Annotated in this window: 12 protein-coding genes; 1 reads left to right on the forward strand and 11 read right to left on the reverse strand. The window is 35.7% G+C overall.

Annotated features, from left to right (window positions below; all coding sequences use genetic code 11):
• Nucleotides 1-7 precede the first annotated feature (7 nt).
• Genes THEWI_RS09605 through hprK form a run of 5 tightly spaced genes read right to left on the reverse strand, consistent with a single transcriptional unit; the run spans nucleotide 8 to nucleotide 4,716 of the window.
• Nucleotides 8-607, reverse strand: coding sequence for a YesL family protein (locus THEWI_RS09605; RefSeq protein ID WP_014063266.1), 600 nt, complete (start codon nucleotides 605-607; stop codon nucleotides 8-10).
• An 18-nt stretch (nucleotides 608-625) separates the two neighbouring features.
• Nucleotides 626-2,098: a long-chain-fatty-acid--CoA ligase gene (locus THEWI_RS09610; protein ID WP_014063267.1), complete on the reverse strand. Its 1,473-nt coding sequence runs from the start codon at nucleotides 2,096-2,098 to the stop codon at nucleotides 626-628.
• 12 nt (nucleotides 2,099-2,110) lie between these two features.
• A complete protein-coding gene (locus tag THEWI_RS09615; RefSeq protein ID WP_003869414.1) occupies nucleotides 2,111-3,049 on the reverse strand; it encodes an ROK family protein in 939 nt (312 codons plus the stop codon).
• Nucleotides 3,046-3,783 (reverse strand): phosphatase, encoded by a 738-nt coding sequence (locus THEWI_RS09620; protein WP_014063268.1) that lies wholly within the window; start codon nucleotides 3,781-3,783, stop codon nucleotides 3,046-3,048. The genes THEWI_RS09615 and THEWI_RS09620 overlap by 4 nt, the downstream gene beginning before the upstream one ends.
• 15 nt (nucleotides 3,784-3,798) lie before the next feature.
• Nucleotides 3,799-4,716, reverse strand: a complete 918-nt coding sequence (gene hprK, locus THEWI_RS09625; RefSeq protein ID WP_003869416.1) for an HPr(Ser) kinase/phosphatase — start codon at nucleotides 4,714-4,716, stop codon at nucleotides 3,799-3,801.
• 146 nt (nucleotides 4,717-4,862) lie between these two features.
• On the opposite strand from hprK, the gene THEWI_RS09630 reads away from it, so the two are divergent.
• Complete coding sequence (locus THEWI_RS09630) at nucleotides 4,863-5,843, forward strand: biotin--[acetyl-CoA-carboxylase] ligase (protein ID WP_014063269.1); 981 nt, start codon at nucleotides 4,863-4,865, stop codon at nucleotides 5,841-5,843.
• A gap of 330 nt (nucleotides 5,844-6,173) precedes the next feature.
• On the opposite strand, the gene uvrC is transcribed toward THEWI_RS09630, so the two are convergent.
• The 6 genes from uvrC to uvrB all read right to left on the reverse strand — a co-directional run bounded on the left by uvrC (nucleotide 6,174) and on the right by uvrB (nucleotide 15,942).
• Nucleotides 6,174-8,021, reverse strand: a complete 1,848-nt coding sequence (uvrC, locus tag THEWI_RS09635; protein WP_014063270.1) for an excinuclease ABC subunit UvrC — start codon at nucleotides 8,019-8,021, stop codon at nucleotides 6,174-6,176.
• 17 nt (nucleotides 8,022-8,038) lie between these two features.
• A complete protein-coding gene (locus THEWI_RS09640) occupies nucleotides 8,039-9,460 on the reverse strand; it encodes a peptidoglycan D,D-transpeptidase FtsI family protein (protein WP_014063271.1) in 1,422 nt (473 codons plus the stop codon).
• On the reverse strand, nucleotides 9,435-10,679 hold the full coding sequence (locus tag THEWI_RS09645) for an FtsW/RodA/SpoVE family cell cycle protein (RefSeq protein WP_014063272.1): 1,245 nt from the start codon (nucleotides 10,677-10,679) through the stop codon (nucleotides 9,435-9,437). The genes THEWI_RS09640 and THEWI_RS09645 overlap by 26 nt, the downstream gene beginning before the upstream one ends.
• A 70-nt stretch (nucleotides 10,680-10,749) precedes the next feature.
• Complete coding sequence (locus THEWI_RS09650) at nucleotides 10,750-11,154, reverse strand: FHA domain-containing protein (protein WP_014063273.1); 405 nt, start codon at nucleotides 11,152-11,154, stop codon at nucleotides 10,750-10,752.
• Between the two features lie 9 nt (nucleotides 11,155-11,163).
• On the reverse strand, nucleotides 11,164-13,947 hold the full coding sequence (gene uvrA / locus THEWI_RS09655; protein WP_014063274.1) for an excinuclease ABC subunit UvrA: 2,784 nt from the start codon (nucleotides 13,945-13,947) through the stop codon (nucleotides 11,164-11,166).
• Nucleotides 13,948-13,956: 9 nt separating this feature from the next.
• The gene (uvrB, locus tag THEWI_RS09660) at nucleotides 13,957-15,942 is read right to left on the reverse strand and encodes an excinuclease ABC subunit UvrB (protein ID WP_014063275.1); all 1,986 of its coding nucleotides are present in this window, start codon (nucleotides 15,940-15,942) and stop codon (nucleotides 13,957-13,959) included.
• Nucleotides 15,943-16,092 lie beyond the last annotated feature (150 nt).

Raw genomic sequence — 16,092 nt, forward strand, 5'->3', positions numbered from 1 at the left:
CCATACCTCATTCCTTATCTTTCTTTATATACTTCCTAATTACTCCCTCAAAAATAATATCTATTACATAGGCTGAAACACTTGCTAATATTATAAAGAACAATATTGGCATAATGTTTGCGAGAATCAAAGCAGTTAACAACGTCAAAATTATAAGTATTGTTTGGGGTAAATGTCCAAGACCTAATAAAAAAGAGGTTTTCCATAAGCCAAAAAGTTTTCCCTTATAATATTGGATTGTTAAAAAAGTGTATATCAATGTGATTAAAAACATGAGTCCCATTGACAATAACAAACCAGCAAGAATGTATGCAAAAGCTGTGTTTTGTTGTATAAAAAATCTCACGTCTACATAAAGTATTAAAATAACAGCAACAGTAATCACAAAGTTTATAAGCATCCACCAAAAGTGTTTTTTAAAGGCTTTCCAAAATTCTTTCCAGACTCCTTCTCCTTCGTCTTTTCTTAAAAGATGTACAGAACGAAAAAGAGCTTCTGTGGATTGGAAAAATGTCACAACAGGAAGTGAAAATACAATCCACAGAAGATTTAATATCATTAAATCGCTTATGAAATAGGCTATGTCGTAAAGCTTTGAATCTCTCATTGCATTTCACCTTTACATTTATTTTAACAATTTCTTTTGTATTTTACCAGCTGCATTCTTGGGAAGTTCGGGTACAAACTCAAAAATCTTTGGAATTTTATAAGATGCCAATTTATACTTTAAAAAGTTTTGAAGCTCTTTTTTGTCAGCTTTCGCTCCTTCCTTTAGCACCACAAAAGCTTTGACTTCTTCTCCTTTCAATGGATCACCCACTCCTATCACAGCAGCTTCTAAAACATCTGGATGTTCTAACAAGGCATCTTCTACTTCCCTCGGATATACGTTAAACCCACCTAATATTATCATGTCTTTTAGTCTGTCTACAATGTAAAAATATCCGTCTTCATCTTTTTTGGCAAGGTCGCCCGTGTGGAGCCAACCACCTCTTAAAGTCTGGGCAGTTTCTTCTGGCATGTTGTGATAGCCAACCATTATATTAGGTCCTCTTAAAACAAGCTCCCCTACTTCTCCCACAGGAAGTTCATTGTCATTTTCGTCCACTATCTTTGCTTCAACACAAGGAAGTGGCAATCCCACAGACCCTGGCTTTCTTATTGCATTAGGCTCTAAAGGATTTAAAAGTGCAACAGGAGCTGCCTCACTTAAACCATAGCCTTCTACAAGAGGAAAATTGAATTTTTCCTCAAATCCTCTTTGTATCTCAGGGGCTAATGGAGCTCCACCTGATATAGCTAACCTTAAAGCTTTAAATTGTCCCTTTTCTGCCATTCTCATAAGGACTGCAAACATCGAAGGCACTCCGCAAAATACAGTTACATCTTCTTTTGTCAGTGTCTCCAATGTGTCTTTTGGCATAAAACTTTCTTTTATTGTAATAGCAGAACCCAAATAAAATCCAAGAAGTATGTTGACTGTCCAAGAAAAACTATGAAACAAAGGCAATACGCACAAAAAGTTATCCTCTGGTCCTAAGTCAGATACATCGTCTAATGCTTTTACATCAGCAATGAAGTTATTGTGAGTAAGCATCGCACCTTTAGGTTTCCCTGTCGTTCCAGAGGTATATATATACGTACATACCTCGTCTGGTTCTATTTCAACATGTTGAGAAGGACCCATTTTTAAAATTGCATTAATGGTATTTTCATCTAAAACGACCACATTTTTGAGATTCAATCTTCCTAATTGAGACTTATCAATTTTTTGAGCTATTAAAGGATGAATGACTATAGTATTAGCACCTGATTCCATAATTATATATGCAATTTCTTCCAGTGTAAGCATCATGTTTAGCGGTACAACAATTGCTCCTGCTTTAGATGCTCCCATAAAAGAAAAAATATATTCAGGGCAATTGGGAAAACTCAATGCTATTCTATCACCTTTTTTTACACCTATTGATTGAAAGAAAGAAGCGTACTTATCTATGAGAGAGTCAACTTCTCCGTAACTATAGATTCTATCTTTAAACTTTATTGCAACATGATCGTCAGGCACTTTTGCGTTTTTGTGAAGTTCATGAATTTTCATAATTATCCTCCTTTAACTTAATATGGCAGCACCGATGATCCCTGCATCATTTCCAAGCTCTGCTTTTCTTATGTCAGCATACGGTAAGTCTTTGAATAAAATATTCTCTGCCACTTCTTTTTTAAGAGGTTTTATGAGAAAATCCCCTGCATTTGCAACTCCTCCACCCAATATTATCACTTCAGGGTCAAACATGTTTATCACATTTACAATCCCAATAGCTAAGTATTTGACGTAGTCATTGAAAATTCGCATTGCTTGCTCATCGTACTGCTTCGCAGCATCAATTACGTTTTTAGCCGTTATGCTGTTTATATCTCCATTTGCAAATTTTAAAATAAGAGAATTGGGATTCTTCTCTACTGCCTTTTTCCCTTCTCTTATTAAAGCAGTTGCTGAAGCATATGTCTCTAAACATCCAATTTTACCACAGTTACATCTTATACCATTGTCTCCTATCACTATGTGTCCAAGCTCAGGTGCAAAATGATGTGCACCATTGTATATTTTACCATCAAGGATAAAACCAGAACCTACTCCTGTTCCTAAGGTAATTGTCACTGAGGACTTAGAACCTTTGCCAGCCCCATATGCTGCTTCTGCCAAAGCTGCTACATTAGCATCATTGTCCATATATATTGGCAAATCAATGTATTTTCTTATTTCTTTTGCAAGAGGAACTTTTGTCCAAAAGAGATTCACCGCTCGTATTACTATGCCTCTTTCGCTATCTGCTACACCCGGGACTCCTATTCCCATTGACTTAATATCACTTCCACTTAGATTACTCCTCTTAATAAGTTCTATAGCTATATCCGCTATGTCTTTGGCAACTGCTTCATAACCCCTTTCCGGTTTTGTCGGCCTGCTACCTGTAGCTACTATACGTCCCTCTTCATCCACCAATCCAACAGCAATATTAGTGCCTCCAAGGTCAACACCAATTCTCATTCTTCCTCTCCTCCAATTTTCCGTTTTTTCTCTTTAAGATATTCTTTTATTTTTCCAACATCAGTATTAAGCACTAAATCCTCAGTTATACCGGCATTTTTAATAACTTTGAGAGCTTCCTCAAACCTTCCTACATCAAAGCTTACATGGGCATCGCTTCCTACAGCAATTTTTACTCCCATTTCTTTCGCTTTTTTAGCAATGAGAAAACAATTTTCTTCACTGCCCTTTCTTGAACTTACAAAGGAGCTGTTGTTTATTTCAATAAATTTGCCATATTCTTTAGCAGCCATTAAAACTTTTTCAATATCTATTGGATAGATGGGATTCCCAGGATGTCCTATTATATCTACATAAGGGTTTTTTATAGCATTTATAATAGCTTTTGTGTTTCTTTCTATATCGTCACTTGGTTCAAAACACACGTCATGCAAACTGGCAATCACTATATCTAGTTTTTTAAGTATTCCTTCTGGTAAGTCCAAATTTCCTTCTTCATCCATTATATTAGTTTCCACCCCTTTTAATATCTCCACCCCCTCTATTTTTTCAGGTAACACTTTTAAATTTCCAAAATACCAAAGGTGAGCAGCTCCTGGCATTTTAGGCCCGTGGTCTGTCATACATATAAGTTGAAGCCCTTTTTTATAAGCCTCTCTTGCGTTTTCTGTAATAGTGCTGTAAGCGTGACCGCTGGAAATTGTGTGAGTATGAGTGTCCAAAACTAACTTCAACTTTATCCTCTCCTTTTAATTCCCTATTTGTTTTAATAATTTTTTGTTAAGCTCATGGGCAGCGTTGTACCCCATCTGTTTTTGCCTGTGGTTCATCGCTGCTACTTCTACTATTATCGCGAGATTTCTTCCTGGCCTTACAGGTATAGTAAGCTTTGGAACTTTGACATCTAAAAATTTAATATATTCATCTTCTAATCCTAATCTGTCATAATATTTATCTTCATCCCATTCCTCCAATTGAATGACTAAATCTATGCTCATTGTATTTCTAACAGAACCCACACCATACAATGTCTTTATGTCAAGTATGCCAATACCCCTTATCTCAATAAAATGCCTTATTATCTCCGGTGAACTCCCTTGAAGCTTGTCCTCACTTATCTTGCTAATCTCCACTGCATCATCAGCAACTAACCTGTGTCCCCTTTTGATTAGCTCTAATGCTGTTTCACTTTTACCTATGCCACTTTCTCCTAATAAAAGAACACCTATACCATACACATCTACAAGGTCTCCGTGAATAGTAATTTGTGGTGCTAACTTTTCATCAAGGTAATTAATTAATCTATTTATAAACTTGGTAGAAGCTTCTTTTGTCCTCAAAAGATATCTATCGTACTTTTGCGCAGCATCTATAAGCTCTTGACGAATATTTAAATCTCTCGTTACAATAAGACAGGGAATAGGGTAATTAAAAAATCTGTCTGCTCTTTCAGCTAATACGCCATCTGGCAGCTGTTCTATAAAAGTTGTCTCGACTTTTCCTATTATTTGCACTCTTTCATAAGCAAAATGCTCATAAAAGCCGGAAAATTGTAAGCCCGGCCTATTTACATCACTTGTAGTTATATCTATTTTATTATTTTTGGCCTCAACAATGACTTCTAAATTTAAATCCTTTATCAAAGTTTCAACAGGAATCTTATCCACTTTTTCACCTCCAGCCAGCGACAAAACGCTGCATTTAATTCAATTATATTATTTAATGTAAAATAAGTAAATAGACAAAACCTTTTCTTCTTGGAAGATGTAAATTATAATATGTTTATAGCCATATAAACTTTTGAGGTGAAAAAATGTTAAGGCAAAGACTTCTTAGACTTTTAAAAGAAAACAAAGGGGAATATATCTCTGGGCAAAAACTTTCTGAACAACTCAACGTTTCAAGAACTGCTATATGGAAACATATAAATGAATTAAAAAATGAAGGATACCAAATAGAAGCCCATCGCAAAATGGGGTATATATTGCTTTCTGAGCCTGATTTGTTAACTTATGAAGAAGTATCACCTTATCTCTCTACAAATTTCTTGGGAAAATATTACATGCATAAATTAGTTATTGATTCCACAAACAACTTTGCCAAAGAAATCGCATCAAACGTTCCTGATGGTACAGTAATTATTGCCGAAGAGCAGACAGCAGGAAGAGGACGATTAGGAAGAAGTTGGATATCTCAAAAAGGCTGTGGCATCTGGATGTCTATCATTTTAAAACCAAATATACAGCCGAAAGAGGCAATTAATCTCACACAATTAGCGGCAATTTCTGTAGTTAAAGCTATTGAAGAAGTATTTCACGTAGAAAGCAAAATAAAATGGCCAAATGATATAATACTAAACAATAAAAAAGTGTGTGGAATATTGACAGAGATGAGTTCAGAAATTGACAAAATAAACTATGTGATAATAGGAATTGGAGTCAATGTAAATTGTGACAATTTCCCTGAAGAATTAAAAGGCAAAGCCACTTCCTTGTACTTAGAAACCAACTCTAAAGTTGATAGGAAAAAACTTACCGCCAGCATTTTGAATAACCTGGAATTTTATTATAATGCATATCTACAAAAAGGCTTTGAATACATAAGGCCTATATGCATTGAAAAATCCATAACAATAGGAAGGCAGATAAAAGTCATTGCCAATGAGGGTGAAATTGAAGGAAAAGCTGTCACTATTGACAATAATGGAAGTTTGGTAGTAGAGACAAAAGAAGGCAAAAGGCTTAGCATTATGTCAGGAGATGTATCTGTGAGAGGTTTGCTGGATTACATTTAAGCGTCAAGACAAAATCTTGACGCTTCAGTTTGTAGAAAAAGTCAAAATTTTTTAAAGAAGATATTTTGCATCGTCGCTCCGGAGTTCCAAAGCGACAAAACTAAGCTCGACCTTCGGGTTTCGGCAAGGTCCCGGGCACATTCGACGTCCTGTCTCAGGTGCCCGCCTCCGCCATCCGTGGCTTCGGCCCTGCCTCCACCCTCGGTCTTGCTAAATTTTGTTAGCGCTTTGTCACAAGTCGCTCCTTATGCAAAATATCTTCTTTTCGAAAGTTTGTCAACAAGAGTTTGTCAACAAGCTGAAGCATCCAAGACAAAATCTTGACGCTTTTTATTTTCTAAAATATTCATATACAGCTTGAGCAGCTTTTTCATTCATTCCTTTCACTTTTTTAAGGTCCTCCAAACTTGCACTTCTTATTTCTTCTATAGATTTGAAGGCATCATATAAAGCTTTTGCCCTTTTTTCACCTATGCCAGGGATATTGAAAAGTTCGCTTTTAAATCTTTTGCTTTGCTTTTTTTTGTGGAAAGTTATAGCAAATCTATGAGCCTCTTCTTGTATTTGCGCAATCAGGCGAAAGGCTTTTGTAGTCATAGGTATGTCAATTTCACCTTGAGGTGATACAAGGCCTCGAGTCCTGTGTTTTGAATCTTTTACCATCCCATAAACAGGAATAGCAATCCCCAAACCATCCAATACCTGCAGTACAGCATTTACATGCCCTATACCACCGTCTATTAATATTAAATCAGGCATTTCAGCAAATTTGGCTTTATTCTCTTCAAGTTCACCTTTTTCAATAAGCTCTTTTTCTTCAATGGCATGTAAAAAACGCCTTTCTATTACCTCTCTCATACTCTCATAATCGTCTTGCCCTTCAACATATTTTATGTTAAACTTCCTGTACTGACTTTTCTTAGGTTTTCCATCTGCAAACACTACCATAGACCCTACATTGTCTTGACCTCTTGTGTTTGATATATCATAGGCTTCAATCCTTTTGGCATAATCAAGTCCAACTAAATTAGAAAGTTCTAATACAGCCTGGTCTTTTGAAATTTTCTCTCTTATTGATATGTCACTCTTAAGAGCTTCTAAAGCATTTTGATAAACCATATCCACCAGTTCTTTTTTCTTACCTCTCATAGGAATTGTTATAAAAACTTTGTTGCCTCTCTTTTGTGATAACCATTCACTGAGAAGCTCTCTTTCATCTAATTCCACATCAATTATTATTTCTTTGGGAATGTAAGGGGCACCTTCATAAAATTGCTTTATAAAGGAAGAGATTATTTCCCCTCTTTCCATACCCTCTGTATTTTTCATATAATAATGCTCTCTTCCGCTTAATTTTCCATCTCGTACAAAGAACACCTGTATGCAGGAAATATCCGCGCCTCTAGCCATTGAAATTATATCCTGCTCATCTTCTCCTACTGATACTACCTTTTGTTTTTCTGATGTCCTTTCAATAGCAAAAATCTGGTCTCTAATCCTCGCTGCTTCCTCGAACCTCAATTCTTCCGCCGCTTTTTGCATGTCTTCTTTAAGTTTTTGTATGAGCCAATCTCTCTTTCCATCAAGAAAGAGAACTGCCTGATCAACTAATTTTCTATAATCTTCTTTATTTATTTTGTTAGTGCAAGGAGCAGAACACAATCCTATGTGGTAATAAAGACATTCTCTAACCTTACCCATGTCCTTTTCAATATTTCTGTTACATGTCCTTATTGGAAACATTTTTCTAACAAGTTTTATAGTCTCCCTCACTGCAAAGGCACTGCTATAAGGCCCAAAGTATTTAGCCCCATCTGGCTCAATCCTTCTTGTAAACATTATGCGGGGATACTCTTCATTTACTGTAGCTTTAATATAGGGGTAATTTTTGTCATCTTTTAATAATACATTATACTTAGGCTTATACTTTTTAATTAAATTGCATTCCAACATTAAAGCTTCAAGTTCAGTGTCAGTAACAATGTACTCAAAGTCTTCCACATGAGAAAGCATTACTTTTACTTTTGGCAATTGATTTTCTTTGTTTTGAAAATACTGCCTTACTCTGTTTTTGAGAACTACAGCTTTACCTACATAAATTATTTTGCCACTTTTGTCTTTCATTATATAAACGCCAGGTTTTTCAGGCAAAAGCTTTAATTTTTCTTCTATGGTCATTATCCATCACCTTCAGGTCATTTAGTCAAATAAGCTCTTATTATATCTCTCGCTATAGGTGCTGCTACTTTCCCACCTTCACCGCCATTTTCAACTATTACACTTACAACTATCTGTGGATTTTCGGCAGGTGCAAAACCTACAAACCAAGCATGGGGATCCCCATGAGGATTTTCTGCAGTACCAGTTTTGCCTGCAACTGTAATATCAGAAATCTGTGCAGCTTTACCTGTTCCCTCTTTATCGTTAACTACGCCTATCATCAATTGTTTAATAGTATCTGCCACCTTTTTTGATATAGGATTTAAATACTGTGAAGGAGTGCTTTTCTCAATGATTGCCCCTGAAATAGGATCTGCTACATATTTCATTAAATAGGGCTTCATCATAACTCCATCATTTGCAACGGCAGAAGCGACTAAAGCCATTGTAAGAGGTGTTACCAGCATTTTCCCTTGTCCTATAGAAGTTTCCGCTAAATCAACCTTCCCATCAATAGGAGGAAATTGGTTTTTTGCTGTATCTATCTCTAAAGGAACTCGTTTATCCAGTCCAAAAGCATAAGCCATTGTTTGCAAGTTTTCGCTTCCTAAATCTAAACCAACCTGTATAAAAAAGGAATTGCAAGACCTATAAAAAGCTTGTTTAAAATCCTCTATTCCATGAGCAATACCTCCAAAATCATTTATTCTATTACCCTCTACAATTATATATCCTTTACAATCAAAAGCCTTGTCATATAACTCAGGTTTATATGTCAAAACTGCTGCGGTAGTTATAATTTTAAAGACAGACCCTGGAGGATATAAACCTTGCGTAGCTCTATTTAAAACTACGTGCTCAGAACTTGTCATTATTTCTTCCCAATTTTCTCCTAAAGTATTGGGGTCATAAGAAGGAGAAGAAACCATTGCTAAAATTTCTCCCGTCTTTGGATTTAAAGCTACAACCGCTCCTTTTTTACCCTCCATCTCTTTATAAGCAAGGTCTTGAAGAGTTTTATCTATTGTCAAATATACATTATCTCCTACCTGTCCTTTTGCTAAAACCAATTTTCTTAGAATAGTCATTGGATCATTTCCTACCATACCAAGTAATTCTTTGTCATAAGCTTTTTCTATTCCTGTATTTCCTTGTTGATATATTCTGCGACTATACCCTATTACTTGCGCAAAAGCAGGCCCATCTAGGTATTTCCTCTTTTGTGAGCCATCTACAAACACGCTTTTTGCAAGTACAGTCCCATTTCTGTCCAAAATACTACCTCGCAATATCTTTTTTTCTTGTTCTATAAGTCTTCGATTGTAAACACTATAAGAACTAGTAATTAATTTATCTCTTTCATATATTTGGAAATAAGTTAAATAGGCAATTAGCCCGAAAAAAAGTATAGAAAAAAGCCAAAACAAAATTTTAATATTGCGATTTAAGTTGGACATCCTGTCGCTCCTCCTTAAGAGCTATGCCATTGAGCATACCCAATGTCACAAAGCTCGTCACCATAGAACTACCACCATAACTTACAAAGGGAAGGGTTACCCCTGTCAGAGGTATGAATTTTATGACACCACCAATTATAGTAAAAACTTGTAAACTAAACATTGAAATAAGGCCTGTAGCTACTAATACACCAAACTCGTCTTTAGCATTTAGTGCTACTTTAATCCCTCTATACATTATAACAAAATACACAAGAATTATGGCTATAGCACCTAAAAGTCCAAATTCTTCACTAATAGCAGAAAATATGAAGTCACTTGCCACAACCGGTATATACTCTGGATGCCCCATGCCAAGCCCTGTGCCAAAAAAGCCTCCCGCAGCAATGGCGAAAAGGGATTGTACAATTTGATATGTTTTTCCTGGTACATCCATCCAAGGATTCAACCATGCCTCAATTCTTACTCTTACGTGCCAAAACAAAAAGTAGGATATTATGCCTCCTAAAACAAATAGCCCAATCCCTACTGCTGTGTACAATAGATTAGAAGTAGATACAAAAATTAATAATACTGTAGTAGCATAAAATAAAAACGCCATCCCTAAGTCTTTTTCTAATACAAATATTCCTACAATTACAAGAGTTATTAATCCTAAAATAAATATGTCTTTTGTTTCTCTCCTGGTGCACAAATATTTTGCCAAAAAAATTATATATATTATCTTAGCAAGTTCAGCTGGCTGAACATATATGCCGTCAAAAGTAAGCCAGTTTTTAGCACCACCTATCTCTCTTCCAAAAATTAATGTGGAGCCTAGTAGTGCTATTGTAAGTACAATGTAAATAGCTTCCCCATATTTAAGTTTATAAAGTAAATCGTAGTATTTTGAAATATATGAGGAAATGAAGTAAAGTAAAAATCCTATTGCAATCCAAACAATCTGCTTTATGAGCAAATCCGGAGCAACCCTGTATATCATTATAAGTCCCATTTCTGTTAAAAAAGAAGTTAAAATGATAAATTGGATTTCACCCAATGGAAACAATCTTACATGTAAGTAATAAACAATATAAATTAATATTGGAAATGCCAATGTAAAATATATAGTGTCAAATCCTTCCGGTTTATTGTATATAAAAAGCAGCAAAAAGGCTATTACAAATATCCAAAAAACATTTTTCATGGCTTTAGAACCGGTTTTTACATATTCCTCCATATCATTCACCTGCAAATATGTATTAAAATTTAGTGTGTAATTTCTCCAGCTAACAATTTGTACAGACCACTTACAAAATAAATTTAAGTTCAACATCCCCTAAAGTAATTACGTCTCCATTTTTAATTTTAGCAATTCCCTTTATTCGCTTGCCATTCACAAAGGTGCCATTAGTGCTGTTTAAGTCTTGTATATAAAATCTTTTGCCTCTCTTTCGTATGATAGCATGTCGTGCAGACACATAAGGGCTTTCAATTACTATATCGCATTCCTCCGACCTTCCTATGGTAGTAACTTCAAAAAGATTAAAAGTCCTTTCTCCATTTAAAAAAGAAAGTTTAGCCGCTGTTATTTGCCTCTCATATCTTGCCCCTTTTATGTCCATATACACTATTTTAAAAACCCTGTATAAAAACAGGTAGATGAGAAAAATAAGGACATATTTTAATATCTGAGAAGCTATGGCATAATACATAAATTCACCTCATTTTTGAGAAAGGACTTTTTTCAAAAAATGGCCTGTATAAGAATTCTCATTAGCAGCAACTTCTTCAGGTGTCCCTGTAGCTATTACCATTCCACCCTTGTCTCCACCTTCTGGTCCTAAGTCAATAATATAGTCTGCACTTTTTATGACATCTAAGTTGTGTTCAATTACAATAACAGTATTACCTGCATCAGTTAATCTATTTAAAACGTCAAGAAGCCTATGAACATCTGCAAAATGTAATCCAGTCGTAGGCTCATCCAAAATATATAATGTCTTACCTGTAGGTCTTTTAGAAAGTTCAGTAGCTAATTTTACTCTTTGGGCTTCTCCTCCTGAAAGCTGAGTAGAAGGTTGCCCTAGCCTAATATATCCTAGTCCTACATCATACAAAGTCATCAATTTATTTTTTATTCTAGGTATATTTTCAAAAAACTCTAATGCTTCTTCTACTGTCATATTAAGTACATCCGAAATGTTTTTTCCTTTATATTTTACTTCCAATGTCTCCCTATTATACCTTTGCCCTTTGCAGACCTCACAAGGGACATACACATCCGGCAAAAAGTTCATCTCAATTTTAATTATGCCATCTCCTCCGCAGGCTTCACACCTTCCACCTTTAACATTAAAACTAAATCTCCCTGGTTTATAACCTCTCATTTTAGCTTCTGGGGTATTTGCAAAAACCTCTCTTATATAGTCGAAAACTCCTGTATAGGTAGCAGGATTTGAACGAGGAGTCCTGCCTATAGGAGACTGGTCAATATTTATTACTTTATCTATATTATCGATACCCTCTATTGCATCGTGCATACCTGGTTTATCTTTGGACTTATAAATCTTCTGTGCCAATGCTTTGTACAGTATCTCATTTATAAGGGTGCTTTTGCCTGAGCCAGAAACCCCTGTAACGCATATAAATACTCCAAGAGGGAAAACCACATCTATATTTTTTAAATTGTTTTCCTTAGCTCCTTTCACTATTAAAGCTTTTCCATTAGGTTTTCTCCTCTGTTTTGGCACTTCTATCTTTATTTTGCCACTTAAATACTGTCCTGTAATTGACTTTTCACATTTTAACACATCTTCTATCGTACCCGCAACTACAATTTCTCCTCCATGCTCACCTGCACCTGGTCCTACATCCACAATGTAGTCTGCCGCATATATTGTATCTTCGTCGTGCTCTACTACTATAAGAGTATTGCCTTGGTCTCTTAATTTTTTTAAGGAATTTATAAGCCTTTCATTATCTCTTTGATGAAGTCCAATGCTGGGCTCGTCCAAGATGTATGTAACTCCTACAAGCCCAGAGCCTATCTGGCTTGCCAATCTTATCCTTTGTGCTTCTCCACCTGATAAAGTAGCTGCAGGCCTTGACAGAGTCAAATAATCAAGTCCTACATCTACAAGAAAATTAAGCCTTGCTTTTATTTCTTTTAAAATTGGCTTTGCAATAATCTCATGTCTTTCTGTTAATTTGAGTTGGTCAATAAATTTTATAAGCTCGCCAACAGAAAGGTCTGTCATTTCTTTTATGGAAAGTCCACCAACAGTCACAGCTAACGCTTCTGGCTTTAATCTTGCTCCATGGCATGCAGGACAAGTAACCGGTCTCATATACTTTTCTATCTCTTCTTTTATAAAATCTGAAGAAGTATTGTTGTACCTTCTTTCAAGATTGTTTACTATCCCTTCAAATCCATAGGACTTTCCTTTTGTATCTTTGCCATAAAGCAGTACATTTTTTAAATCTTCACTAAACTTTTCATAAGGAGTATTCTCTGTATATCCAAAATGTTCAATCAATCTTAAAATGTTGTAATAAGCATAACTATCCTGTGAAGCAACAATCCCCGGCAACAACCCATTTGCTAATGATTTTTTAGGGTCTTGTATTAAAAGCTCTGGATCTACCTTCATAAATTCTCCCAATCCAGTGCAAACAGGACAAGCCCCATAAGGGCTATTGAAGGAAAACATTCTCGGAGAAAGCTCCTCAATACTTATGTTGCACTCTGTACAAGCGTATTTTTCAGAGAGTGTAAAGCTTTCTCCGTCTATTACATCAATAGTAACTATCCCATCTGCTAATTTTAAAGCTGTTTCTATAGAATCCGTCAGCCTCATGTCAATTCCCGGTTTTATAATAATCCTATCTACTACGACTTCAATAGTATGCTTTTTATTTTTGTCAAGCTTAATTTCCTCATTTACATCGTACATGACCCCATCAATTTTTACCCTGACATATCCACTCTTTTTTATGTCATTTAAAAGTTTAGCATATTCCCCTTTTCTTCCTCTAATAACAGGAGCCAGTACCTGTATCCTTGTACCTTCTGGCAATTCTTTGACTCTGTCAACCATCTGATCTATAGTTTGCATGCTAATCTCTTTTCCGCAAACAGGACAATGGGGGATCCCAGCCCTTGCATATAAAAGTCTTAGATAGTCGTAAATCTCAGTTATCGTACCTACAGTAGAACGAGGGTTTTTATTTGTGGTCTTTTGGTCTATAGATATTGCCGGTGAAAGTCCTTCTATATAATCAACGTCTGGTTTATCCATTTGTCCTAAAAATTGCCTTGCATAAGCAGACAAAGACTCCACATATCTCCTCTGACCTTCGGCATAAATGGTATCAAAGGCAAGAGAAGACTTGCCAGAGCCTGATAAACCCGTTATCACAGTTAATTTATCTCGTGGAATCTCCAAATCTATATTTTTTAAATTGTGAACTCTTGCCCCTTTAATTACAATTTTGTCCTTCACCATGATTTCACCTCAAACTACTTCCTCCAACTGTTTCTTCAATTCAAAAATCACATCTCTCAATTTTGCAGCCTTTTCAAACTGCAGCTCAATTGCAGCTTCTTTCATTTCTTTTTCAAGTTGCTCTATAGTTGACTTAATAATTTCAGGGTCATAAGTCTTAACTTTCTTTCTTGTGTACTTCTGTTCTTCTTCAGCAACGTGAGTAGCTTCAATTACATCTCTTACTCCCTTAATTACTGTCTTTGGAGTTATACCATGTTTTTTGTTATATTCCATTTGTATCTTTCTTCTTCTATTTGTCTCATCAATCGCCCTTTTCATAGAATTTGTCACAGTATCTGCATACATTATCACTCTTCCTTCCGCATTTCTTGCAGCACGTCCTATAGTCTGTATTAAAGAAGTCTCTGAACGCAAAAATCCCTCTTTGTCTGCGTCTAATATTGCCACCAAAGCAACCTCAGGTATGTCTAATCCCTCTCTCAAAAGGTTTATGCCTATTAAAACATCGAATTTACCCAGCCTTAAATCTCTTATTATTTCAACCCTTTCAATCGTCTCAATATCAGAATGTAAATATTTTACTTTTATTCCCATATCCTTGAGATAATCCGTTAAATCTTCTGCCATCTTTTTTGTAAGGGTCGTAACAAGCACTCTAAAGCCTTTATCAACTGTTTTTCTAATTTCCCCTATCAAATCATCTACTTGTCCCTTAACAGGCTTTACTATCACTTCTGGATCCACAAGACCTGTCGGTCGTATTAACTGCTCAACAACCTGCTCTGAATGTTCAATCTCATAAGGCCCTGGTGTTGCAGAAACAAAGATAACTTGATTTATCCTCTCTTCAAACTCTTCAAAAGTAAGGGGACGATTGTCAAAAGCAGAAGGAAGTCTAAATCCGTATTCTACTAATGCTTCTTTCCTTGACCTATCTCCATTGTACATTCCTCTGATCTGAGGAATTGTCACATGAGACTCATCTATAAAAATGAGAAAATCTTTAGGAAAATAATCTAAAAGGGTATAAGGAGGGCTTCCTGGAGGTCTTCCTGAAATATGCCTTGAATAATTTTCTATTCCTTGGCAGTAGCCCATCTCTTGTAGCATTTCTAAATCGTAATTTGTCCTCTGTCTTAATCTTTCAGCCTCTACTATTTTGCCAGCATCTTTAAGTTCTTTATACCTTTGCTCCAATTCTTCTCGAATGCTTTTTATTGCTCTTTCCAATTTGTCTTTTGAAGTAGCATAGTGAGAAGCCGGAAATATAGCCACGTGTTTTCTTAATCCCAGTACTTCACCTGTTAACACATCAATTTCTGCTATTCTGTCAATTTCATCTCCAAAAAGCTCAACCCTTATCGCCTTATTAGAAAAAGAAGCAGGGAAAATTTCTATTACATCTCCTCTTACCCTGAATTTGCCTCTTGTAAAATTCACATCATTTCTTTCATATTGTATATCCACAAGCTTTTTAATTATTTCGTCTCTATCCTTTATCATTCCCGGCCTTAGAGAAAGCATAAGATTTTCGTAATCTACAGGGTCACCTAAGCCATATATACAAGAAACACTTGCGACAATTATAACGTCTCTTCGCTCAAAAAGAGCTGCCGTAGCAGAGTGCCTCAATTTGTCTATTTCTTCATTTATAGAAGCATCTTTTTCAATATAAGTATCAGTTTGGGGTATATAAGCCTCCGGTTGGTAGTAGTCATAATAACTCACAAAATATTCTACAGCATTCTCAGGAAAAAATTCTTTAAATTCACTATACAATTGCGCAGCCAAAGTCTTATTATGGGCAATGACAAGAGTAGGGCGATTTAACTTTTGTATTATATTAGCCATAGTAAAAGTCTTTCCAGAACCTGTGACACCTAACAAAGTTTGAAATCTATATCCTTTTTTTACTCCTTCAACTAATTTCTCTATAGCTTGAGGTTGGTCTCCTGTTGGTTTAAAATTAGATACCAACTTAAATCCACTCATTTTCCTACCCTCTTTGCAATTTATCATTTATTTATTATAGCATACCCTACTTCTCAACACAAACATAACCAAACAGCCGTCCGTGTCAAGATCTTGTAGGTAAAGATGTAGCTACACTTTATAAATGGCTGACATTTTGCACAAAGCGCG

The organism is Thermoanaerobacter wiegelii Rt8.B1 (genome assembly GCF_000147695.2).
GTDB lineage: Bacteria > Bacillota > Thermoanaerobacteria > Thermoanaerobacterales > Thermoanaerobacteraceae > Thermoanaerobacter > Thermoanaerobacter ethanolicus.